Origin of the sequence: Mesorhizobium sp. M1312, assembly GCF_040318115.1 — a bacterium.
Classification (GTDB): domain Bacteria; phylum Pseudomonadota; class Alphaproteobacteria; order Rhizobiales; family Rhizobiaceae; genus Mesorhizobium.
This window is the reverse complement of sequence record NZ_JAMYLQ010000005.1, coordinates 67,723-90,779: the sequence shown is the minus strand read 5'-3', so window position 1 is coordinate 90,779 and position 23,057 is coordinate 67,723. Positions and strand designations below refer to the sequence as shown.

Genomic DNA, 23,057 nt, shown 5'->3' with positions numbered 1-23,057 from the left:
GCTCCGGCGATCCGATGAGGGCATTACTCGGCGATGGCCCCAGTTGTCTGGTTGGAGGTCGACCCCACCTCGGTAACGGTAAGCTTGTCGCCCGAGCGCGACAGCTCAAGACTTTGCTCAGGCTCGCCCAATTTGCCCGGCACGGATATCGTGGTCGACTGCCCTTCGGCGAGCGTGGCCGAGAAGCGCACCGGGAGCCCGGCCTCACCATCCGCTATCGTTGCGATCACCCGATAGCCGTCATTTTCGTCGGTGTAGTGCAAGACGCCGTGAAAACCGCCGAGATGGATACTCTCCCCGCCATGGCCGACAGCTCACCGGCGTGCAATGGAGACGCAGCCAGGAAGAATGCCGCCGCGCCACCGATGAGGTTGATCATCGCGACGCTCCGTTTGGATGATGTCGATCTCGGCTGGGCCGCGGCGACATGATGCGCCGATTGCACGCGCTGACGGTTACGTTCTGGATGGGGGGCGTCAAAAATGGTCCTGTTCATGGAAGTCACTCCTTCTTTGTGCTGGATTGCATTTCAAAAGGATGTTACTATCATTTCGATACGAAGTCACTATCAAAATGATACGAACATGAAAAATCTTTCCGATACCTCTTGCCCGATCGCCCGCGGCCTCACCTGCGTCGGCGATTCGTGGAGCATGTTGATCCTTCGCGACGCCAGCCTGGGCCTCACCCGCTTCGACGAATTCCGGAAAAGTCTGGGCATCGCCCCCACCATTCTGACTCGGCGGCTGGCGACGCTGACGGAGGAGGGACTTTTGGAAAAGCGGCGCTACTCGGAGCGGCCTCCGCGCGATGAATATGTGCTGACAGCCGCCGGCCGCGATTTCTTGCCGGTGCTCGTCTTACTGGGTGCGTGGGGACGCCAGTACCGTGGCGAAGGCAGTTTGGCGCGATACATCGACGCAGAGACAGGAGCAGAAATCGAGCCGGTGGCCGTGGATGCTGTCACAGGGGCAAAGATCGGCACCCGCCCGATTCGCGTTGCAACCCCCGAATAGCATCCGTCCGCGTCGATGAGAGCTGAGACGTGGCGGGCTCGTTCGGCGTTTGCGGGCCCGCGCCTGGATCAATATGCGCCGGATCAGTTTCGCCCCTTGAGGTGGCGCACCTTGCGCAATTGCGGGAACAGCACCGCCCACAGCCCGGCGACAACGACTGCCCCGACGCCGCCGATCACCACCGCGGGAACGGTGCCAATCAATGCCGCCATGGTGCCGGCGCGGAATTCACCGAGCTCGTTGGAGGCGCCGACGAAAACCTGATTGACGGCGTTGACGCGGCCGCGCACCTTGTCCGGCGTCCACAGCTGGATCAGCGTCTCGCGGATATAGACGCTGAACATATCGGTGGCGCCGAGCAAGGCGAGTGCTGCGATCGACAGCCAGGTGATGGTGGAGAGGCCGAACAGCACGGTAAAGGCGCCGAACAGCGCGACGAAGCCGAGCATGACCACGCCGGCATGGTTGCGGATCGGATGTCCGGCCAGCCAGATGGCAACGCAGATGGCGCCAATGCCCGGCGCCGAGCGCAACAGTCCGAGGCCCCATGGGCCGAGTTCGAGGATGTCGCGCGCATAGACCGGCAGCAGTGCCGTGGCGCCGGACAAAAGCACGGCGAACAAATCGAGCGAAATGGCGCCGAGCACGATCTTTTCGCTCCAGATGTAGCCGAAGCCGGCAAACAGGGTCTGCATCGTCGGCCTGTCGGTCTCGCTGCGCTGGGCAGGCTTCGGGATACTGACGACCAGCACTGCGGCGACAAACATCAGAACGGCGGCGGTGCCGTATGCCGCTTCCGCCGAAACCCCGTAGAGCAGGCCGCCGGCGACCGGTCCGACGATGGTCGCCGTCTGCCAGGCTGACGAATTCCAGGCGATCGCATTGCCGAAATCCTCTGGCGGCACGAGGTTGGCGAACAGCGACGCTGCCGCCGGTCCGAAGAAGGCGCGCGCGACGCCGAACATGGCGAGCACGCCGAAGATCAACCCCGGCCCGCTAAGGCCGCGCAGCGTCAGCAGCAGCAGCGCCAACGCGCAGATCGCCTCCAGCAGTGCGGTCAGCGCCATGATCAGGCGGCGGCCGAAACGGTCGGCGACGACCCCGGTGACCAGCACCAGCAGCAGCGAAGGCAGGAACTGGACAATGCCGACAAGGCCGAGATCGAATGGATCGCGGGTCAGGTCGTACACCTGCCAGCCGACGGCGACTGATACGATCTGGGTGGCGAACGTGGAGAGGAAGCGCGCCGCCCAATAGCTCAGGAACGGTTTGTGGTGGAAGGCGGCATAGCGCCGGTCGGGCGATGCATGGGATTGTGATGTCATGAATCTAGGCCCCGTGGCAAAGAGTCGGCCGGCGGGGCACTTCCACGAGGGCGCTGGTCCGACAGCGAAAGCCTAGCGCAGTTCAGCGCCAGGCGCGGGCAAAAACAGGCGCTGGATCAACAAATTCGCGCCCCGCCGTGGCGTTGCCGCTGGGCGGAGCGACCAGACCTGATGTCGTCCTGCTAGACCGTGGCCTTGGGCTTCCTGGTCTTCTTGACCGGGGCCGGCGGGGCGGCCTTACGGCCAAGACCGATTGCCTTTGCCAGTTGCGAGCGCGAGGCCGCATAGGTGGGGGCAACCATCGGATAGTCGGCCGGCAAGCCCCATTTGGCGCGGTAGGCATCCGGCGTCAGCCCGAAATGAACGCCGATATGGCGCTTCAGGGATTTGAACTTCTTGCCGTCTTCGAGGCAGATGATGTAGTCCGGCGTCACCGATTTCTTGGGATTGACCGCGGGGATCAGCGGCGCTGCCACCGGGGCGGCGGGCTGTCCGAGCCCACCTATCGACGCGCTGACGCTCGCGATGAGATCGCCGAGGCCGGAAGCCGGCAAGCGGTTCTTCTCGACGTAAGCGGACACGATGTGAGCGGTCAGCTCGAGCAGGTCGATGTCCTTGCGGGCTTTGTTGCTGTCGTCGGTCAATCTATTTTCTCCGTCCGTGGGGGTCGCAGAATTCCTAGTCGGCAAATCTGCATAATGCAATGACGCCGCACCACGTCGCCCATTATTTTGAACAACAATACTAACGGCAGGGCCGGATCAACAGGTCTGAACCCGAACGTCTATAATATCACACAACCAAGGATTTGTCGCGCCACAGTCGAAATCCACCTTCGAAGGCGCGTGTGTTGTCACCGCGCCTGCAACCGGCAGGCAATTCGTCTAGTTTGTCGACATTGCCGCCGCCGATGACCACATAGTCAGGCTGCATGGCGGCGCGCAGCCGCTCGACGACGTCAAAGACGTGTTTGCGCCATTTCTTCTTGCCGCGCTTTTCCAGGCCGCGTTCGCCGACATAATCCTCGAAGCTGCCGCCCTTCTTGTAGGGAAGATGCGCGAGTTCCATTGGCTGGGCGACATTGTCGACAATCATCGCAGCACCCAGGCCCGTCCCCAGACCCAGAAACAGCATGCGCCCGCCCTCGTAGCTGCCGATGGCCTGCATCAGCGCGTCATTGACCATCTTCACCGGCTTGCCGAACTGCGCTGCGAAGTCGCATCCGACCCAACCCTTGCCGAGATTGGCGGGGTCGGTCAGCGGCCTGTTGTGGTGCACCGGGCCGGGATAACCCATCGAGACGACGTCGTAGGGCAAGCCATCGGTGAGCGTCTGCACGGCCGCGATCATCTGCTGCGGCGTCAGGCCGGGTCCGGAATCGGCTCTACGCTCCTCGCCGCCGGCGCTGGTGAGGATCTTGACATGGGAGCCGCCAACATCGATCGCAAGCACTATGCTTTCGCTGTCCGGTGCCGGCTTTTTCGCTGCTTTGGCCATTGTGTCGCCTCTTGAGCTTATTTCGCCGGATTGATCCAGCCGTTCGGCGGTCCGAACCCGGCCATCGCATCGGCCGGGCCCCATGTCCCAGGCTCGTAAAGGTGAGGCGGCGTGGTGTCGCCAAGCACCGGGCCGACGATCCGCCAAGCGAGTTCGCTGGCATCCTGGCGGGTGAACAACTGACCGTTGCCGTTCATGGCGTCGCCGATCAGCCGCTCATAGGGCGGCATGTCGCCCTTGGTGTCGTCGAGTGCGGTGAGTTCGACCTGCTCGCCGATCATGTCGTCGCCAGGGGCCTTGCGCTGGGCGCCGACCGAGATCGCCACCTGTGGGTCGATGCGGAAGCGCACGTAGTTGGCGTCGTCGGGCTTGATCGGGTCGAAGACATTAAGCGGCGGCCGCTTCAGCCGGACAATGACCTCGGTGGCGTGCACCGGCATTGATTTGCCGGCGCGAATGAAGAAAGGCACGCCCTGCCAGCGCCAGGTGTCGACGGAAAAACGCACCGCTGCAAAGGTCTCGACCGGCGAGTTCGGCGCCACGCCCGGCTCGCTGAGATAGCCCTTGAATTGGCCGCGCACGACATCGTCTTTGCTCAGCGTCCGTATCGCCCGCAGCACCTGCACCTTCTCGTCGATCAGATCGTCGGCCGAGCGGCCGACGGGCGGCTCCATGGCAAGCAGCAGCAGGATGTTGAGCAGATGGTTCTCGATGACGTCGCGGATGCAGCCGACCTCGTCGTAGAAGCGGCCGCGGCCTTCGACGCCGAAATCCTCGGCCATGGTGATCTGCACGCTCTCGACGAAATTGCGGTTCCAGATCGGCTCGAGAAAGGAATTGGCGAAGCGGAAATAGAGCAGGTTCTGGATCGCTTCCTTGCCAAGGTAGTGGTCGATGCGGAAGATCGACTTTTCGTCGAACACCAGGTGCAGGACCCGGTTCAGCCAGCGCGCCGATTGCAGATCGTGGCCGAAAGGCTTTTCCACCATCAGCCGTGCGCCCTGGGCCGCGCTCGACTGTTCCAGCCCCTGGATGACCGTCTCGAACATGGTCGGCGGCACCGCCAGATAGTGCAGCGGGTGCTGTGCGGTTCCCAGAGCGCTTTTCAGCTTCTCGAATGTCGCGGCGCTACGGTAGTCGCCGCTGACATAGCGAAGCAGCGAGGCTAGTTTCGCAAAGATTTTCTCGTCGACCTTGCCGATGGCCTTGACGATGCCGTCGTGGGCGCGCGCCTGCAACTGCTTCACGTCCCAGGCGTCGAAAGCGACGCCGATCACCGGCTCGGTCAGCGCTCCCTTGGCGACCATGGTGTAAAGTGCCGGGAAGATCTTCTTGTGGGCGAGATCGCCGGTCGCCCCGAAAAGCACCAGCGTGTCGGACCGTTCCTGGTTCATGAGCGTATCTTCCCTGTCACGAGCCGGTCTTCGGCTTTTCGACATGGCCGCCGAAGGCATAGCGCATGGCGGACAGCAGCTTGTCGGCGAATTCGGATTCGCCTTGCGAGGAGAATCGGTCGAACAGGGCCGAGGACAGAACCGGCGCCGGCACGCCGGTGTCGATCGCCGCCTTCAGCGTCCAGCGGCCCTCGCCGGAATCCGAAACCCGTCCGCCGAACTGCGTCAGCCCCGAATCGGCCTTCAACACGCCCGCCGTCAGGTCGAGCAGCCAGGAGCCGATGACGCTGCCATGCCGCCAGACCTCGGCAACCTGGGCGATATCGATGTCGAACTGGTAGTATTGCGGGTTTTCCAATGGACTGGTTTCAGCGTCGGCCGTCCGCTGTCTTTTGCCCGCATTTGCCGATTTCAGGATGTTCATGCCTTCGGCATAGGCGGCCATGACGCCGTACTCGATGCCGTTGTGGACCATCTTGACGAAATGGCCGGCGCCGCTTGGTCCGCAGTGGAGATAGCCGAAGGGGGCGGTTCCTGCATCCTTGCCGGGGGCGGGCCCTCCGGTGTCGGCGCCCGGCGCCAGGGTGGCGAAGACCGGATCGAGATGCTGGACCGCGCTGTCAGGGCCGCCGATCATCAGGCAATAGCCGCGCTCGAGGCCCCAGACACCGCCGCTGGTGCCGACATCGACATAGCTCAGGTCTTTCAATGCCAGGCGCGCTGCATGGTCGACAGCCTCGTGATAATAGGAATTGCCGCCGTCGATGATGATATCGCCCGGCTCCATCAGCGCGGCCACCTGATCGACGATCCGGCTGGTGATCGCCGCCGGCAGCATCAGCCAGGCGCTGCGCGGCTTGGTCAGCTTGCCGACGAACTCCTCCATCGAAGCCGCTCCGATCGCGCCAGCCGTCACAAGGGCTGCGACGCTGGCCGGGTTGATGTCGTAGACGACGCATTCGTGACCATCGCGCAGCAGGCGCCGCACCATATTGGCGCCCATCCTGCCCAGTCCCATCATTCCGATCTGCATGTTTCTCGTCCTGATTCTTGAGGGATAGAAGACCTACTGGTTGTCCAGCTTGTCGATACCAATGGAAAAGTCGACATTCTCCCAACGGCCGGCATCGGACCAGAAAAAAGTAAAGATGATCGTATTGCCCGGCGGAACATCGGCAACGGGCAGGTCCGTGAGATGGATGCCGAAGGCATTCTCGGTCGTCTCGGCGTCATGGACGGTCGCCCAACCGTCGCTGCTCCAATGCACCACCGCCCGGGCCAGCAGTTCGACGCGCAGCATCTTGCCGGCGAGCATGGTGCGGGCCTTGTGGTTGAAGCGCCATATCCGGCGCGGCGCCACGGTCCTGTCCTCGATGTAGCGCTTCACCCCTTGCGGCGGCATGTCGAAGACGGCGCCGTCACTGAGCGAACGCAGCAGCTTGATGTGCTCCGAATGCGCCCAGACCAGCGGCATGGCGCTGCCCGATGGTCGGCCGTGCCGCAATTCCCTTTCCGGCATGTCAGGACCGTCCCAGACCTGCTCGGGCAGCAGGCCGCCAGGCCCGGCCGAGCCCTCGAACGTCAGGAGCAGGCTTTCCGCTCTGTCCTTGTGCCCCGCCGCCAGCTCGTAGTGGGCGCGCTCGCCGGTGAGCAGCGGCCTGGGCCGGCCCGGGCCGGTTCCATCGAAGGGCGTGCCGTCGGTGTGTTCGCCATAGCCGTCGCCAGTATAGCGATACCAGACCGGCCCTTGCGGCAGGTGGCAGCGCAGCCGCGCATCGATGACTTTGACCGTGTCGGCGATGCGCGGATCGTCGGCGGCCCTGAGGCCGAAGCGGACGAGGGCCAGCGCATCCGGGCTGACGATCGCCTCGGCCGGCCGGTCGCTATCGCCAGGCGGCCGGTTCTTGATTGGGACGTAGCCGTCCTTCGGTGACGCCGCACCGGCGGTGTCGGGCGGCGCGATGCGGACGTAATAGCCCGCGACGCCGACCTCTTCGCAGAGTGAAGTGCCGATGACATAGGTCGAGCGCTCGATCTGATCGTTCCAGACATCGGCGGTCTCACGCAGATAATTTGCCGGCTCTGCTTTGCCGCAAGCGTCGAACATGTCGGCCGCCGCAAGCAGCGCTGCGATCTCGACGGCGAGCGTGAACGGGCTGTAGCCGGCGTCCTCTTCCCAGCGGTCCTCGCCGGTGACCGGACCGTTGTGCACGACATAGGAAGCGGCGCGCTCGATCATCGGCATGAAGGCGAGCAGCTTGGCGTGCGGCAGGTGCCCAGCGCGGCGCAGCGCGTCGGCGAGCAGCAGCGGAAAGGCGCATTCGTCCATCTGAATGCCGGGCCAATAGGCTGACCCGTCGAGCCAGGCATTCTGCGGCCAATGACCGTCCGGCTGCTGGATGGAACGGAGATAGGCGAGAATCTCAAGCGCTTGCGCCGGATCGCCGGCGGCCAGGAAGCCACCCGCGGTTTCGACCAGATCGCGCGGCCAGACCAGGTGATAGCCGCCAAGATCGTCGTCGCCCATGCTGAAACCCCATGGGATCGACAGGCTGGCGACGGCTGCACCGGATTTCGCGGATGACCGGTGCGTCGCCAGAACCGCCGTGCTGACGCGATAGCTGTTGATCCCTGCTACATGCCGGTCCAGCGGCAGCAAGCTAGCCTGCCAGTTGCGCCATTTTCGGACATAGGATTTGGCCGCGGGCTCAAAACCCCGCTTCAGGCTGGCCGAGGCATTTTCCGCCGCCTCGTGCGGCGTCGTTCCGAAACCCAGCGCCAGTAAGGCCTTTGGGTTTACAGCCGAAAAGCCGATCTCTCCGGTCAGCGCGACATTGCCGTCCTCGGCCCTGCGGCAGGCCGGGTCGAGCCGGCCGTCACGATGGAGTTGCTGCCAGCCGTCGGAGACACCGACATAGCCGGCCGAGCATGCTCCCCAAGGCAGCGACGAGGTGAGCGCCAGGCAAACGCGACGCCCGGACGCAAACAGGACAGGCTTTCCCTCGTAGTCGCCGACCCAGGCGGTGTTGCCCATGCCGGCATTGACCAGATGCGGCAACAACAGTGCGTAGATGCGGTAGTCGGCAACTGTGCTTCTCAGCAGCGTGAAGCTGATTTCCTGCAGCAAAACAAGACGTTCCGGATCCGTGATGATCCGCTTTTCGATCCGGTAGGTGCCATCAGCGGCGGTGTTGACCAGCCTGTAGGCGGGCACGCCGTCCTCGAACGGCTCGATGCTGTGTTCGGCATCGCGCTTCTCTTCCGAGAAATAGCCGCCCGGCCCCGTGACGACCAACCCCATGTCGCGCGTGCAGGCGCTGTCCAAGTGGGGATAGTAGATCTCGTTGAGGATGCCGTGGCTGATCGTGAACCAGATAGGGCAGGCCGGAGAAAGCGCGGTGCCGACACCGCTCTTGGCGCTCGAGGTCCAGCGCGCCGGAATTCCGGGTGCGCCCAGCGCATCAGTCGGCGTCGCTGCCATCTCGATTTCGGTCTCCTGCCCCACCCCTAGACCAGGAGCCGAAGCCTTTTCAATCATTGCACCGCAAGTTGATCGTCAAACCGTCACCGATCGCTGTTGACAAGTGCGCCCATCTAAATTTGTCTGACAATATTGAAACGAGGGTCGTCATAACAGCCACCAGCAGCCAGCAACGATCAGCAATCCATGGGAGGATAACACATGAAGAAGATACTCGTCTTGAGTGCCCTTGCGGCGATGCTCGCGTCAGGCAACGCGCTTGCCGATACCAGCGACAAGAAGATCGCCTTCTCCAACAATTATGCCGGCAATTCGTGGCGCCAGGCGATGCTCGACAGCTACGGCATCGTCACCAAGAAGGCGGTCGAAGACAAGGTGGTCGCCGCGGCGGACATCTTCACGACGGCCGACAAGGAAGTGCCGACCCAGGCGGCCCAGGTCCAGAACCTGATCCTGCAAGGCTATGACGCGATCGTCATCAACGCCGCCTCGCCGGACGCGCTCAACGGCGCCATCAAGCAGGCCTGCGACGCCGGCATCGTCGTCGTCTCCTTCGACGGCATTGTCACCGAACCCTGCGCTTACCGCGTGGTCGTCGACTTCAAGGACATGGGCAGGCAGGAAGTCGAGCAGATGGCCAAGTTCCATCCCGAGGGCGGCAACCTGCTGGAAATCCGCGGCCTTGCCGGCACGTCGATCGACGACGCCATCCATGCCGGGATTCTGGAAGGCGTCGCCGCTCATCCCGAGTTCAAGATCGTCGGTTCGGTGACCGGCGACTGGGATCAGACCACAGCACAGAAGGCGGTCGCGACAATCCTGCCGTCGCTGCCGGAAATCGTCGGCGTCGTCGATCAGGGCGGCGACGGCTATGGCGCGGCACAAGCCTTCGCCGCCGCCGGCAAACCGCGCCCGACCATCATCATGGGCAACCGTCAGGATGAGCTGCAATGGTGGAAGGAACAGAAGGACAAGGACGGCTACCAGACCTGGTCGGCGTCCATCGCGCCGGGCGTGTCGTCGCTGGCCTTCTGGGTGGCGCAGCAGGTGCTCGACGGCCGCACGGATGTGCCACATGATCTCTTGGTGCCATACCTCGCCTTCACCCAGGATACGTTCGAGGCCGAGCTGCCGAACATCCCCAAGGGTGGTGTCGCCAGTCACGAATACACGCAAGAAGACGCAATCGCGGCGATCAAAGCCAACATCAAGTGAGCGTGGCACGTTGCCAGCTGCATCGCCAACCGGATGTCGCTAGGGATGCCTAGAGGTAACGCAGACATCGTCAGACTGGATGGCGCCGAAAAACATTTCGGCGCCGCCAATATCGACATCATCAGACTGGACGGCACCGAAAAACGTTTCGGCGCGGTCAGGGCGCTCGCCGGCGTCGACTTCCACGTTGGTGCCGGCGAATGCGTCGGTCTCGTCGGCCACAATGGCGCAGGCAAGTCGACGCTCATGCACATGGTGGCGGGCACGCTCGGGCCCGACAGCGGGCGGATCGCGGTGCGTGGCGGCATCGAGAACAATTATTCGGTGGCGCGCGCCCAACAGCTCGGCATACGCTGCGTGTTCCAGGAGCTGTCGCTGTGCCCGAATCTCAGCGTCGCCGAGAACACGCGCATCAACCACACGACGCTGCGCGGGTTCGGTTGGCGGCGCAAGGCGGCCGATCTCATCGCCGCCAAGCTCGACGAGATATTCCCGGGCCACAGCATCTCCGCCTCCAATATCGCCAGCGATCTTTCCATCGGCAGGCGGCAGATGGTCGAGGTGGCGCGTGCCTTCACGGTGACGCAGGATCCGCTCGAACTGGTCATCCTCGATGAGCCGACATCCTCGCTCGACGCACACACGGCCGGCCAGTTGCTGGCCTTCGTCCGGCGCTTTGTCGCCGGGGGCAAGAGCTGCATTCTGATCTCGCATGTTCTGGGCGAGGTGCTCGGGAATGCCGACCGCATCGTGGTGATGCGCGACGGCAAGGTCGTCGCGTCAGATGCGGCGAAGGCTTTCGATCGCGACAGGCTGGTGACGACCATGGGTGGAGCGGAAGCGCGTGAGAAGATCGCCGCCAAAATCGCGACCCAAAAGCCGGAGACCGGGCCATTGCGGGTCCGAGCCCGGCCAGCGCGGCAAGAGGACGGCAACGAGCTTGTGGCGCATGCGGGCGAGATCATCGGCCTTGCCGGGCTGGCCGGCCATGGACAGACGGACCTGCTGCTGGCGATCTTCGCCGCCGCGGCGCGCGGCAAAACCGGCATCGAGGTCACCGCGCCGGTGGCACTGGTGGCCGGCGACCGCCAGTCTGACGGGATTTTTCCGCAATGGTCGATTGCGCAAAACATCGGCGTCCGCTCGCTGAAGCGATTGCGCAATGGTCTACTGATCTCGCCGCAACGCGAAGCCGAACTCGCAACCTTTTGGCAAAGGAAAATCGGCATCCGCACCCCTGACATGAACAACAACATCTTCTCGCTGTCCGGCGGCAACCAGCAGAAGGTCCTGTTTGCCCGGGCGCTCGGTTCCGACGCGAAAATCGTGCTGATGGACGACCCGATGCGCGGCGTCGATATCGGCACCAAGCTCGAGGTTTACGATCTTGTGCGCGAAGAGGCTGGCCGCGGCCGCACTTTCCTCTGGTACACCACGGAAACCGAAGAGCTCGACAATTGCCACAGCATCTATGTCTTCAAGAACGGCCGGATCGTCGCCAATCTTGGTCGTGACGAGCTGACGGAGGAAAAGATCATCCAGTCCTCGTTCGGCGACGCGGCCTGAGATGACGGCAGCACCCGTCGAGACCGGTCCCAAGAGTTCTTCCGAGCGCGGCGCGCTGGCGCGGGCGCGCCTGTTGCGCGGGCTGCTGCCTGCGATGTCGCTGGTGCTGGTGCTGCTGGCGATCGCCTGGCTCAACCCGCGCGCCATCAGCTATTTCGGCTTCAGCCTGATGCTCAATTTGGCGATCCCGATCGCCTTGGCGACGATCGCGCAGATGTTCGTCATTGCCGGCAACGAGCTGGACCTGTCGATCGGCACCTTCGTCGGTTTCGTCGGCTGCGTCACGGCGACGTGGCTGAAGGACGCGCCGCTGGTCGGTGTCTTGATCCTGCTCGGCTCGATCGGCGTCTATGCACTGCTCGGCGCGCTGATCCATCTGCGCAATTTGCCTTCAATCGTCGTGACGCTCGGCATGAGTTTTGTCTGGCAGGGTCTGGCCATCCTCATCCTGCCGAAGCCCGGCGGCAAAGCGCCGGACTGGCTGATGTCGCTCATGGCCTTCAAGCCGCCTTTCATTCCGTTCCCGATCATTGCCGCACTGCTGATCGCCGCGGTCGTCCATTTCGGGCTGATGCGCACCTCCTATGGCGTGATCCTGCGCGGATCGGGCGGCAATGCTGCGGCTCTAAGCCGTGCCGGCTGGTCGCTGCTCAAGACCAAGATCGTGCTGTTCGCACTGGCCGGCCTGTTCGGCGTGTTGTCCGGCATGGCCCTGATCGGCATCACCACCTCGGCCGATGCCAATATCGGCAATGGTTATACGCTGCTTTCGATCGCCGGTGTCATTCTCGGCGGCGGCGAATTTGTCGGCGGCCGGGTATCGCCGATCGGCGCGGTGATCGGCGCGCTGACGCTGGCGCTCGCCGCCTCGCCGCTGCTGACCTTCATGCACATCCCGCCCGATTGGCAGGTTGCCGCCAATGGCGCCATCCTCATCATCGTGCTGGCGGCCCGGGTGCTGATCAGCCGCAGGGAGAGGTGAGCGATGGCCTCGTTGCGATTGCTGCTCGCCAAACCCTGGATCTGGTCCTTCATCGGCGCGCTGCTGGTTTGGCTGGCGACGATCGCCTTCACCGGCGGATACGGCGGCGGCGGCATGATCACGGCGGCACTTTCGCTCGCCGTCTTCACCGTCATTGTCGGTGTCGGCCAGATGTTCGTCATCACGCTCGGACCGGGCAATGTGGATTTGTCGCTGCCGGCCAATATCGGCCTCGCCAGCGCCGTCGCCATGAAGGTGATGGACGGCAATGACCAGATGATCGCCGTCGGGCTCCTGGCGGCGGTGGCCTGCGGTATGGCGATCGGCGCCGCAAATTATCTCTTGATCTGGGCGCTGCGCATCCCGCCGATCATCGCCACATTGTCGGCGAGCTTCATCATCCAGTCGATCGACATCAGCTATGGCCGCGGCTTGCAGATCAAGCCGCCGCCGGGCTTCGCCAGTTTCACCAACTGGCAGATTCTTGGCATTCCGGTGCTGGCGATCCTCACCGTGCTGTTCACCATCGGCGCTGCCATCGCGCTGCAGCGCATGATCTATGGCCGCTCGGTGCTGGCGATCGGCCAGAACATCCGCGCCGCGTGGCTGGCCGGTATCAATGTCGGCCGCATCCGCTTCCTCACCTACACGCTCTCGGGCGCGCTTGGCGGCCTCGACGGGGCGCTGCTTGCTGGCTATTTCCGCGGCGCCAATGTCGATATCGGCAACGAGTATCTGCTGGCCTCGATCGCCGTCGTCGTCATCGGCGGCACGTCGGTGGCGGGTGGCAAGGCCAATGTGCCGGGTGTCTGGGGCGCGGCCCTGTTCCTGGTGCTGCTCTTGACCATGCTCAATACGTTCGGCGTCAGCGCCGGCGTCCGGCTGCTGCTAACCGGACTGATCATCGTCGGTGTCATTACCGCCGCGGGCGGCCAGAAGGCGCTGCGCTGACCATACCTTCGTCATCCTCGGGCTTGACCCGAGGATCCATGCCGTGACCCTCGCCGAGGATTGCGGCGGGTACGGACTCTGCACTGCTGCGGCGCTCTGATGTCACGGCATGGATCCTGGGGTCTGCGCCGCGTCGCTTCGCTCCTTGCTCCGCCCCAGGATGACGATCGCTGCGGCGGTCTTTCGCGAAAACATCCAGTTCCCATCCAGGCATCAGCCCTGTAAATCCCTCGGCATTGTCGGCGTCATCATTGCGAGAGATTTGCGTGTCCAATTTCGTGAGCGTTACAAGGGATGGCGGCGTCGCGGTCGTGACCATCGACAATCCGCCGGTCAACGCGCTGAGCTTCCACGTTCGCGAGCCGCTGATGCAGGCGCTTGTCTCCTTGCGCGACGAGCCTGATGTCGCGGCCATCGCCATCGCTTGCGCCGGGCGGACCTTCGTCGCCGGCGCCGACATCACCGAGTTCGGCAAGCCGGTGCAGCAGCCGGATCTGCGCGCCATCATTGCCATGCTGGAAACCATCGCCAAGCCGACGGTCGCCGCCATCCACGGCACCGCGCTCGGCGGCGGCCTGGAACTGGCGCTCGGCTGCCATTTTCGCATTGCCGACAGCCAAGCCAAGCTCGGCTTGCCAGAAGTCAAGCTCGGCCTGCTGCCCGGCGGAGGCGGCACGGTTCGGCTGCCGCGCCTCGTTGGCGCGCTGAAGGCGCTCAGCATGATCGTTTCAGGAACACCGATGGATGCGGCCGAGGCGCTTGCCGCCGGGCTGGTCGACGGCGTCTTCGATGGTACCCTGAGCGCGCAGACGGTTCGTTTCGCTAGCGAAATGGCCGGCAAGGGTGGACCGTTCACGCCGGTGCGCGACCGCCATGATCGCCTCAACCGGGCCGAACTGCCTGAATTCGACAGGCAAGCGGCGGAGCTTGCCAAAAAGGCGCGCGGCCTCGAAGCGCCGATCGCCTGCGCGCAGTCGGTCCGCAACGCCATCACGCTCGGCTTTGACGAAGCGCTGGCGGCGGAACGCGAACTGTTCGTCAAGCTGGTTGCAGGCGACCAGTCGCGGGCGCAGCGTCATCTGTTCTTCGCCGAGCGCGAGGCGGCGAAGGTTGCCGGCAAGGACGTCCTACGGCGCAAGATCGTGCGGGTTGGCGTTATCGGCGCCGGCACCATGGGCGGCGGCATTGCCATGGCGTTCGCCAATGGCGGTTTTTCCGTGACCGTGCTGGAGGCGACGCAGGAAGCGCTGCAACGCGGGCTGGCGATGATCGACAAGAACTACGCCGTGTCGGTCAGCCGCGGCTCGCTCAGCGGAGAGGCCAAGCGTCAGCGGCTCGGCCTGTTCAAGGGCACAACGGATTATGGCGATCTCGCCGATTGCGACCTGATCGTCGAGGCCGTGTTCGAGGAGATGGCTGTCAAGAAGGAGGTGTTCGGCAGGCTCGACGCGGTGGCCAAATCAGGCGCGATCCTCGCCACCAACACCTCCTATCTCGACGTCAACGAAATCGCCGCTTCGACGTCGCGTCCGCAGGACGTCGTCGGCATGCATTTCTTTTCGCCGGCCAACGTCATGAAGCTCCTGGAAATCGTGCGCGCCGAGAAGACCGCGCCGGATGCACTGGCGACAATCGTCGAGCTGGCGCGGCGGATCGGCAAAGTGCCGGTCGTCGTCGGCGTCTGTCATGGTTTCGTCGGCAACCGAATGCTGGCCGCCCGCGGGGCGGAATCCGAGGCGCTGTTGCTCGAAGGTGCAACGCCACAGCAGATCGACCGGGTGTTCACCGATTTCGGCTGGCCGATGGGGCCGTTCCAGATGGGCGATCTCGCAGGCCTCGACATAGGCTGGCGCAACCGCAAGGCGCGCGGCCTGACGGCAATAATCGCCGACACGTTGTGTGAACGGGGGCATTTCGGCCAGAAGACCGGCAGCGGCTTCTATCGCTACGAGAAAGGCTCACGCACCCCGGCTCCCAACCCCGAAATCGAAGCGCTGATCCGCGACAAGGCTGCCGAGAAGGGCATCGCGCCGCGCGCGATCGGCGCTGACGAGATCATCGAGCGGACGCTCTATCCGATGATCAATGAGGGGGCGAAGATTCTCGAGGAAGGGATAGCTGCCCGCGCCTCCGACATCGACGTCGTCTGGGTCAACGGCTACGGCTTTCCGGTGGGCAAGGGCGGCCCGATGTTCTGGGCCGGCCTCGAAGGGGTCGACAAGATCATCGAACGGCTGGACCACTGGCACGAGCGGACCGGCAAGGGTGTTTTTAAGCCGGCGCCCCTGCTCAGGCAGATGGCTGAAACCGGCGCCTGGGAAGGCGTCGCCAGCTAAACAGCGAGGCCATTTTCGAAAATCGTGGACTACCGAATCCGCGCGTCCATGATCTCGACAAAACGCGCGAAAAGACCAGCCTGCGATTTGATCCTGAGCTTGCGATAGATGTTGCGGCGGTGGACCTTTACGGTTCCCGGTACGATGCGCATCGCCCTGGCTATCGATTCCGTCGAATGGCCCTGAAGCACCAGATCGACGACATGCTTTTCGCGCGGTGTGAGCGAAAGGCTCTTCCAGATATGAGCACGTTCGAACTCGTTGACCGGCGCAATCGCCTCGCCCTGCTTCGTCTCTGCCGGTTCGTCGGCCGGAAGGGCCGGCCAGCGCAGCCTGACGAAGCTGATCACCGCCGGCGCCATGTCGCGCAGCAACCTGGCATCGGCGGTTCCAAAGGGTCCCGAAGCGCGCAGTCGCATCAGCGAGACCACCAGCGCGTCCTTTCCCGGCAGCGGCACGAAGAAGCCGACCTCTTCGGCCAGCTTGGTCTGGCTATAGTAGGAGCGGTAATATTCGCTGGCATAAAAGCGGTCCGGCGCCAGCTCGCGCATGCGCCAAAAACCTTCCTTGCGCTCGACCGCCGCGTGGTGGAACGGGTCGAGCAGATAAGGCCCCTCCTGATAGAGCGCGACGAAGACGTGGCTTTCGGTTGGCGAGAACGTCTCGAACAGCAGCGGCGGGCGCGCGGCGCCGCGATAGCCGAAGATGACACAGTGATCGAAGCTGACATGCTGCCGGAGCCAGGCGACCATCGCCTTGCCGAAAAGCTCGCCGCTCGTCTCCCGTGTCGCGGCGATGAGCGTAGCGAGCTGATTGTATTCGTCGCTACGCGATACGCTCAATTTATACCCCTTTAAACGAGAAAATAGACCAAATATACCACCTGCGAGGTATATACTAGTCACCGTTGGCTCTGATAGCGTCTTGAAAATCGCCTTCGCTGGAGCCCGCAGCTTTGACCGCAGTGCCAGATATCGAGTTTCGCGGGGTCACCAAACGCTACGGCAGCGTGACTGCGGTCAGCGGCATCGATCTTGCCATTCCGCCGTCTGCCTTTGTCGCCTTGCTCGGGCCGTCCGGCTGCGGCAAGACGACCTGCCTGCGCATGATCGGCGGCTTCGAACAACCAAGCGAAGGCGCGGTCTTCATCCGTGGCCGCGACATGGCCGGCACGCCGCCCTACCGGCGGCCGGTCAACATGGTGTTCCAGCAATATGCGCTGTTTCCGCATCTGGATGTCGAGGACAACATCGCCTACGGGCTGCGCCAGGCAAGGCCGCGGCTGTCGTCGCGGGAGATCGGCCTGAGGGCAGGCGAGGCGCTCGCCATGGTGCGGCTTGCCGGATACGGCCGCCGCAAGATCCACGAGCTTTCCGGCGGCCAGCAGCAGCGTGTCGCCCTGGCGCGCGCGCTGGTCAACAAGCCGGCGGTGCTGCTGCTCGACGAGCCCCTGGCGGCACTCGACAAGAAGCTGCGCACCGACATGCAGATAGAGTTGCAGAACCTGCAGCGCGAGATCGGCATCACCTTCGTCCTTGTCACGCACGACCAGGAGGAAGCACTGTCGATGAGCGATTTCGTCTGTGTCATGAATGGCGGGCGCATCGTCCAGCTCGGGCAGCCGAGCGAAATCTATGACGAGCCCGCCGACCTCTTCGTCGCGGACTTCGTCGGCAAGACCAATCTCTTGAGCGGCAAGGTCGCCGGGCATTCGGGCAACCTCGTCGAGGTGGCGCTTGCCGACGGCACCGTCATTGCCGCGCGCAAACGAACTTCGCTGCGCCGGGGCGAAGCCGTTTCGGTCAGCCTGCGTCCTGAATCCTTAAGCCTCGGCGCGCCGGGAAACGGCCGGTTGAACGGAATTGTCCGCAACCGGATCTTTTTGGGCTCGACCGCGGAATACGCGATCGAGGTTGGCGGTATCGGAACCCTGCTCGCCAAGGCCGATCACGTGATCGGCAATGGCAATCTCTTCAAGCCGGGTGAACCCGTCGCCATCGGCTTTACAGCCGGAACGCCGCTCGCGTTCCCGGACCCCAAGAACAACGGGACCAACCAGAGGGAAAACAAACATGTCGAAATCATATCGTGACGGACTGCCGATAAGCCCTGAAAAATTCGTCGATCAACTGATGCGCCTCAAGCGCGGTTCGATCGGACGCCGTGAGTTCCTCGGCCTCACCGGTCTTGGCATCGCAACGGCGGTGATGGCCCGCGAGCTCGGCATCGTGCCCTCGCCCGCTTTCGCCCAGGAGGGTCTTGGCGACCGCATGTCGATCGCCACCTGGCCCAATTATCACGACCCGGCGACGTTCGAGAATTTCAAGGCCGAGACGGGTGTCGCTGTCGAGGTCAATGTGTTCGGGTCAAACGAGGAGATGCTGGCCAAGCTGCAGGCTGGCGCCTCGGGCTGGAGCCTTTTCGTTCCGACCAACTACACGATCTCCACCTACAAGAAGCTCGAGATCATCGAAGCGCTCGACATGGCCAAGCTTGCCAATTTCGACGGCTCGCAACAGGACCCGCGCTTCACCGGGGAAGGCACGATCGACGGTGCGACTTATGCGGTGCCAAAGAACTGGGGCACCACCGGATTTGCAGTCAACACCAAGAAGCTGACCAAGCCGATCACGAGCTGGAAGGAATTCTGGGACACGGCCATGGCGGACGGCGACGGCCGGACCATGGTCCATGATTACCAGCTCACCACGATCGGCAATGCGCTGAAATATTTCGGCTTCTCGTTCAACTCGCTGAAGCAGGACGAACTCGCCAAGGCGGAGGAATTGCTGCTGAAGGTCAAGCCGCATCTGTTTGCGGTTTCCAGCGATTACCAGCCGTCGATGCGTGCCGGCGACGCCTGGATGACGATGTGCTGGACCAATGACGGGGCGCAGCTCCACCGCGACATTCCCGAGATCGCTTATGTGCTTGGCAAGGAGGGCGGCGAGATCTGGACCGACTTCTATGCCATTCCAAAGGATGCGCCCAACAAGCCCGCCGGCTATGCCCTGCTCAACTACTTGATGGACCCGAAAGTCGCGGTCAGGGAGCACCTGGCCAACGGGGCGCCTTCCACCGATGCGCGGGTCAATGCACTGCTGCCCAAGGAGGTGCTGGACAATCCGATCCTCTACCCGGCGGCGGATCTGCTGACTCCGCTGGAATTCGGTGCTGCTGCGACGCTGACCGATCCGGGTCGCGCCGAACTGATGGCACGCTTCAAGTCGGCTTGAACAAGGCCATAGGTCCGATGCAGGCAACTCACCCGGCGGGCAGATGTCCGCCGGCACCGGGGCGATTTTTCAATGCGCAGCAATGTCCTTCGTCATAATCTGCTGACCGCGCTGCTGCTCGGTCCAGCAACCGCGTGGCTGGTGGTATTTTTGGTCTTGCCGTTTGTCGCGATCGCCGTCTTCAGCGTCGGCGAGCGGGCGCCGGAAGGCGGCTATCAGGCCGCTTTCACGTTGGCGCAATATGCCAATCTTCCGGCGCGGGCGACTGCCTTCTGGAACACGATGGTGCTGGCACCGGCAGGCGCATTGGCCTGTCTTCTCGTCGCCTATCCGGTCGCCTATTACCTCGCCTTGCGCGCGCCGGAGCGGTGGCGGCTGATCCTGCTTGCGCTTGTCGTCATCCCGTTCTGGACCAGCCTGCTGATGCGAACCTATGCCTGGATGTATGTTCTGGGCGGACGCGGCATCCCGGCACTGCTGGCCTATGTCGGGTTTGAGGATGTGCGGCTGATCAACACGCCGGGCGCGGTCCTGCTCGGCATCGTCTATGGCTATCTGCCGCTGATGATCCTGCCGATCTATGTCAGCCTCGAGCGGCTCGATCGCCGGCTGCTGGAAGCCTCCGCCGATCTCGGCGCAACACCGATCTCGACCTTCCTACGCGTGACGCTGCGGCTGTCGCTGCCGGGTGTGATGACCGGCTTTTCGCTGGTCATGATCCTACTGCTTGGCGAATATCTGATCCCGACGCTGCTCGGCGGCGGCAAGGTCTTCTTCATCGGCAACGCGCTGGTCGATCTGTTCCTGCAATCGCGCAACTGGCCGTTCGGATCGGCAATCGCGATCACGCTGGTTCTGGTCTCCGTGGTGGTGCTGCTTGCCGCCAACCGAATTTCGACCCGGCTTTCCGGAGCACGCCGGGTGGATTTGATCTGATGCGCGCCTTCGTCATAGCGGTCTTCGCTTTTCTCTACCTGCCGATCGCGCTGGTGGTGCTGTTCTCCTTCAATGCGGGCCGCCATGCCAGCGAGTTCACCGGCTTGTCGGTGCAATGGTACGGCAAGGCGCTGTCGAACCCTTTCTTGGTCGAGGCGCTGAAGAACAGCCTGTTCATCGCCACCACCAGTGCCTTGCTCGCGGCACTGTGCGGCACGGCTGCGGCGCTTGGCCTGGCGCGCGTCGGCGCGCGAACACGGGCGGTCTTCGATGCACTTCTCGGCGCTGCGATCGTTGTTCCGGGCGTCGTCATCGGTATCTCAACGCTGGTCGCGCTCGTCCAGCTATTTGGAGTCGTCAATCCGTTTCTCGCTTCGCTGTGGCCGAACGATCAGCCGCCACGCCTGGCGCTCGGCTACGGCTCGATCATCGCCGCGCACGGCCTGTTTTCGATGGCGCTGGTGGCGATGATCGTTGGCACACGCCTCGGCAGCCTCGACCGCAATCTGGTCGAGGCCTCGAGGGATCTTTACGCCACTCCGCTGACGACGTTCCGCAGCATCGTGTTGCCTCAGATCATGCCGGCAGTAATCGCCGGCTTCCTGCTCGCCTTCACCTTCTCCTTCGACGATTTCATCGTCGCCTTCTTCGTCGCCGGCGCACAGACGACGTTGCCGATCTATGTCTTTGCCTCGATCCGGCGCGGCGTGACGCCCGAGATCAATGCCATCGCAACGATCGTCCTCGTCGCCTCCGTTCTGCTTGTGGTGCTTGCCCAATGGCAATTGCGCCAACGCAAACCATCAAACTGAAAGTCGCGTCATGATTCTGAAAGATCGCATCGCCGTGGTGACGGGCGCCGGGTCGGGCATCGGGCGCGCCGGTGCCATGATCATCGCCAGGGAAGGGGCGGTGGTGGTGATCGCCGACCGGGATCAGCATGCCGGCGAAGCCACGGCTTCCGACATCCGTGCCGCCGGCGGCCAGGCCGAGGCGATCGCTACCGATGTCGGCGAGGACGTGGCGGTCGAGCAACTCATTACGGGCACACTGGGCAAACATGGTCGGATCGATATCCTGCACAATCATGCCGGGGTCCAGGTCGGCGGCACGCTGACCGAAGTAGGCGTCGACGGCATGGATGCCTCCTGGCGTATCAATGTGCGGGCGCAGTTCCTGGCGGCCAGGCTCGTCATGCCGTCGATGATCGAACAGGGCGGTGGTGTCATCCTGAATACCGCCTCGAATTCGGGTGTGTTCTACGACCGCGAGATGATCGCCTACGCAACCTCAAAACATGCCGTAGTGGCGATGACCCGGCAGATGTCGCTCGACTATGCCAAGCACAAAGTCCGCGTCAATGCGCTCTGCCCCGGCTGGGTCGACACGCCCTTCAACGAGCCGTTCATCGCCCAGATGGGCGGGCGGGACGCGATCGAGTGCTATGTCCGCACCAAGATTCCCATGCAGCGCTGGGCCAGCGCCGAAGAAATAGCCGAAGCGATCCTGTTCCTGGTCTCCGATCGTTCGTCCTTCATGACCGGCCAGGCTTTGGTGATTGACGGCGGCGAGAGCATCGGCTGACGCAGCCGTTCGTACCTCATACGTGCTTGCGGCCGCCGGCTTCGCGGAACCAGCTGTCGGGATAGGGATACCACCAGTCCTGGATCGTTGGTTTGTGGTCGATGATCACCATCTTCGAGCGGCGGAAGGCATCCAGCCCCTGGCGTCCAAGTTCGCGGCCGAGGCCCGATGCCTTCCAGCCACCGAACGGCAGCGCGTCATTGTCGATCAGCGGATTGTTGATCCAGACCATGCCGGCCTCGAGCCGCTCCGCAGCCTCATGCGCTTCGGCAAGGTCGGCGGTGAAGACCGAGGCGCCGAGCCCGAACGGGCTGTCATTGGCAAGCTCTATCGCCTCGTCGAAATCCTTGACCCGGCAGATCGCTGCGACCGGTCCGAAACATTCTTCGCGCACGATCGCCATATCGGGGGTGACGCCGGTCAGGATCGTCGGCTCGTAGAACCAGCCGACATTGTGCGCCGGCGGAATGCGCCCGCCGGTGATAGCCTTGGCGCCGCTGCGGATCGCATCGTCGACCAGCCGCATAACCTTAGCCCGCGCCGCCTCGCTGACCAGCGGCCCGATCTCGGTCTTGTCGAGGCCGTTGCCGATGCGCAGGGCACGTGTCTTCTGCGCAAACAGCTCGACAAAGCGGTCGTGAACGGAATCGACGACGAAGAACCGTTCGGCCGAGGTGCAGACCTGGCCCGTAAGATGGAACGCGGCAGTGACGCTGCCGGCCGCTGCGACGTCCAGCGGGGCGTGTTGGCTGATGATCAGCGGATCGCTGCCGCCGGCCTCGATAACGCACGGCTTCATGCGTTCGGCGCAGGCGACGGCGACAGCCTTGCCGGCGGCGACTGAACCGGTGAAGGCGACGGCATGGGTGCGGTCGGAGGCGATCAGCGCCTGCGCGGTGACCGCCCCGCCGGGCAGGCAGGACACCAAGCCCGCCGGCAGGCAGCGGAACACAGCCATGTAATCCAGCGTCGACAATGTCGTCGCTTCGGCCGGCTTGATCACGCAGGCATTGCCGGCGGCAAGCGAAGCGGCGACGGTCCAGCACATCAACAGGATGGGGAAATTGTAGGGCATGATATGCACCGACGTGCCGTAAGGCTCGTAGCGCGCGTACTGGAACGAACCGGCCTGCGTCGTGCCGGCGATCTTGCCGGCATCGTCACGCGCCATCTCGGCGTAATAGCGGAAGATCGGTGCGCAATTGGCGATCTCGCCGATTGCTTCCGGATAGGGCTTGCCCATCTCGCGCACCATCAGCTCGGCACAGTGCGTGAAATCGGCGGCCTCGATGGCGTTGGCGGCGGCGTGCAGATGCCTGGCACGGCTCTTGGCGTCGAATTTTTTCCAAGCGGCTTGCGCCTTGGTCGCCGCGGTGAGCACGGCGTCGATCTCGCCGTCGGTTGCAGCCGCGATCGCGCCGACGGTTTCCAGCGTCGCCGGGTCGATCACCAGCTTTCTTGTGCCGGCCATCGGCCGGTAATCCGGATTGACGAAGAAAGCCGGCCGGTCAGCGAAGAATTCCATGGTCTTCCTTTCA

The 23,057-nt window shown here is 63.6% G+C and carries 20 protein-coding genes; 11 read left to right on the top strand and 9 right to left on the bottom strand.

The window, feature by feature from the left end; all coding sequences use genetic code 11:
* Nucleotides 1-23 precede the first annotated feature (23 nt).
* Complete coding sequence (locus NKH36_RS08780; protein ID WP_352961206.1) at nt 24-263, bottom strand: hypothetical protein; 240 nt, start codon at nt 261-263, stop codon at nt 24-26.
* Nucleotides 264-584: 321 nt separating this feature from the next.
* Between NKH36_RS08780 and NKH36_RS08775 the strand changes: the two genes are divergently transcribed.
* Entirely contained in the window at nt 585-1,016 is a 432-nt protein-coding gene (locus NKH36_RS08775) for a winged helix-turn-helix transcriptional regulator (RefSeq protein ID WP_352961516.1), read from the top strand.
* A gap of 83 nt (nt 1,017-1,099) precedes the next feature.
* Here NKH36_RS08775 and NKH36_RS08770 read toward each other — a convergent pair whose 3' ends face one another.
* From NKH36_RS08770 to NKH36_RS08745, 6 genes are all read right to left on the bottom strand, one after another.
* Nucleotides 1,100-2,341 carry an MFS transporter gene (locus NKH36_RS08770; RefSeq protein WP_352961204.1) on the bottom strand — a complete coding sequence of 414 codons (1,242 nt, stop codon included), beginning with the start codon at nt 2,339-2,341 and terminating at the stop codon, nt 1,100-1,102.
* A 182-nt stretch (nt 2,342-2,523) separates the two neighbouring features.
* On the bottom strand, nt 2,524-2,985 hold the full coding sequence (locus tag NKH36_RS08765) for a Ros/MucR family transcriptional regulator (protein WP_029349266.1): 462 nt from the start codon (nt 2,983-2,985) through the stop codon (nt 2,524-2,526).
* Nucleotides 2,986-3,133: 148 nt separating this feature from the next.
* A complete protein-coding gene (locus NKH36_RS08760) occupies nt 3,134-3,838 on the bottom strand; it encodes an ROK family protein (protein ID WP_352961202.1) in 705 nt (234 codons plus the stop codon).
* 17 nt (nt 3,839-3,855) lie between these two features.
* A complete protein-coding gene (zwf, locus tag NKH36_RS08755; protein WP_352961200.1) occupies nt 3,856-5,232 on the bottom strand; it encodes a glucose-6-phosphate dehydrogenase in 1,377 nt (458 codons plus the stop codon).
* Between the two features lie 16 nt (nt 5,233-5,248).
* Nucleotides 5,249-6,265, bottom strand: coding sequence for a phosphogluconate dehydrogenase (NAD(+)-dependent, decarboxylating) (gene gnd, locus NKH36_RS08750; RefSeq protein ID WP_352961198.1), 1,017 nt, complete (start codon nt 6,263-6,265; stop codon nt 5,249-5,251).
* 33 nt (nt 6,266-6,298) lie between these two features.
* The gene (locus NKH36_RS08745) at nt 6,299-8,713 is read right to left on the bottom strand and encodes a glucan 1,4-alpha-glucosidase (protein WP_352961196.1); all 2,415 of its coding nucleotides are present in this window, start codon (nt 8,711-8,713) and stop codon (nt 6,299-6,301) included.
* A 201-nt stretch (nt 8,714-8,914) separates the two neighbouring features.
* Between NKH36_RS08745 and NKH36_RS08740 the strand changes: the two genes are divergently transcribed.
* The 5 genes from NKH36_RS08740 (at nt 8,915) to NKH36_RS08720 (ending at nt 15,763) form a co-directional block, all read left to right on the top strand.
* Nucleotides 8,915-9,928 carry an ABC transporter substrate-binding protein gene (locus NKH36_RS08740; protein WP_352961194.1) on the top strand — a complete coding sequence of 338 codons (1,014 nt, stop codon included), beginning with the start codon at nt 8,915-8,917 and terminating at the stop codon, nt 9,926-9,928.
* A gap of 45 nt (nt 9,929-9,973) precedes the next feature.
* Complete coding sequence (locus NKH36_RS08735) at nt 9,974-11,494, top strand: sugar ABC transporter ATP-binding protein (RefSeq protein ID WP_352961192.1); 1,521 nt, start codon at nt 9,974-9,976, stop codon at nt 11,492-11,494.
* Between the two features lies 1 nt (nt 11,495).
* Nucleotides 11,496-12,476, top strand: coding sequence for an ABC transporter permease (locus NKH36_RS08730; RefSeq protein WP_352961190.1), 981 nt, complete (start codon nt 11,496-11,498; stop codon nt 12,474-12,476).
* Between the two features lie 3 nt (nt 12,477-12,479).
* Nucleotides 12,480-13,427 (top strand): ABC transporter permease, encoded by a 948-nt coding sequence (locus NKH36_RS08725; protein WP_352961188.1) that lies wholly within the window; start codon nt 12,480-12,482, stop codon nt 13,425-13,427.
* A 266-nt stretch (nt 13,428-13,693) separates the two neighbouring features.
* Nucleotides 13,694-15,763 (top strand): 3-hydroxyacyl-CoA dehydrogenase NAD-binding domain-containing protein, encoded by a 2,070-nt coding sequence (locus tag NKH36_RS08720; RefSeq protein WP_352961186.1) that lies wholly within the window; start codon nt 13,694-13,696, stop codon nt 15,761-15,763.
* 29 nt (nt 15,764-15,792) lie between these two features.
* Here the strand turns inward: NKH36_RS08720 and NKH36_RS08715 are convergent, their stop codons facing one another.
* Entirely contained in the window at nt 15,793-16,605 is an 813-nt protein-coding gene (locus NKH36_RS08715) for a response regulator transcription factor (RefSeq protein WP_352961184.1), read from the bottom strand.
* Between the two features lie 113 nt (nt 16,606-16,718).
* Here NKH36_RS08715 and NKH36_RS08710 point away from each other — a divergent pair, with 113 nt between their 5' ends.
* The 5 genes from NKH36_RS08710 (at nt 16,719) to NKH36_RS08690 (ending at nt 21,519) form a co-directional block, all read left to right on the top strand.
* Nucleotides 16,719-17,855: an ABC transporter ATP-binding protein gene (locus NKH36_RS08710; RefSeq protein ID WP_352961182.1), complete on the top strand. Its 1,137-nt coding sequence runs from the start codon at nt 16,719-16,721 to the stop codon at nt 17,853-17,855.
* The gene (locus tag NKH36_RS08705) at nt 17,836-18,999 is read left to right on the top strand and encodes an ABC transporter substrate-binding protein (protein ID WP_352961180.1); all 1,164 of its coding nucleotides are present in this window, start codon (nt 17,836-17,838) and stop codon (nt 18,997-18,999) included. The genes NKH36_RS08710 and NKH36_RS08705 overlap by 20 nt, the downstream gene beginning before the upstream one ends.
* Before the next feature lie 72 nt (nt 19,000-19,071).
* A complete protein-coding gene (locus NKH36_RS08700) occupies nt 19,072-19,935 on the top strand; it encodes an ABC transporter permease (protein ID WP_352961178.1) in 864 nt (287 codons plus the stop codon).
* On the top strand, nt 19,935-20,747 hold the full coding sequence (locus tag NKH36_RS08695; RefSeq protein ID WP_352961176.1) for an ABC transporter permease: 813 nt from the start codon (nt 19,935-19,937) through the stop codon (nt 20,745-20,747). The genes NKH36_RS08700 and NKH36_RS08695 overlap by 1 nt, the downstream gene beginning before the upstream one ends.
* Before the next feature lie 10 nt (nt 20,748-20,757).
* A complete protein-coding gene (locus tag NKH36_RS08690) occupies nt 20,758-21,519 on the top strand; it encodes an SDR family NAD(P)-dependent oxidoreductase (RefSeq protein WP_352961174.1) in 762 nt (253 codons plus the stop codon).
* Between the two features lie 16 nt (nt 21,520-21,535).
* On the opposite strand, the gene NKH36_RS08685 is transcribed toward NKH36_RS08690, so the two are convergent.
* Nucleotides 21,536-23,044: an aldehyde dehydrogenase family protein gene (locus tag NKH36_RS08685; RefSeq protein WP_352961172.1), complete on the bottom strand. Its 1,509-nt coding sequence runs from the start codon at nt 23,042-23,044 to the stop codon at nt 21,536-21,538.
* Nucleotides 23,045-23,057 lie beyond the last annotated feature (13 nt).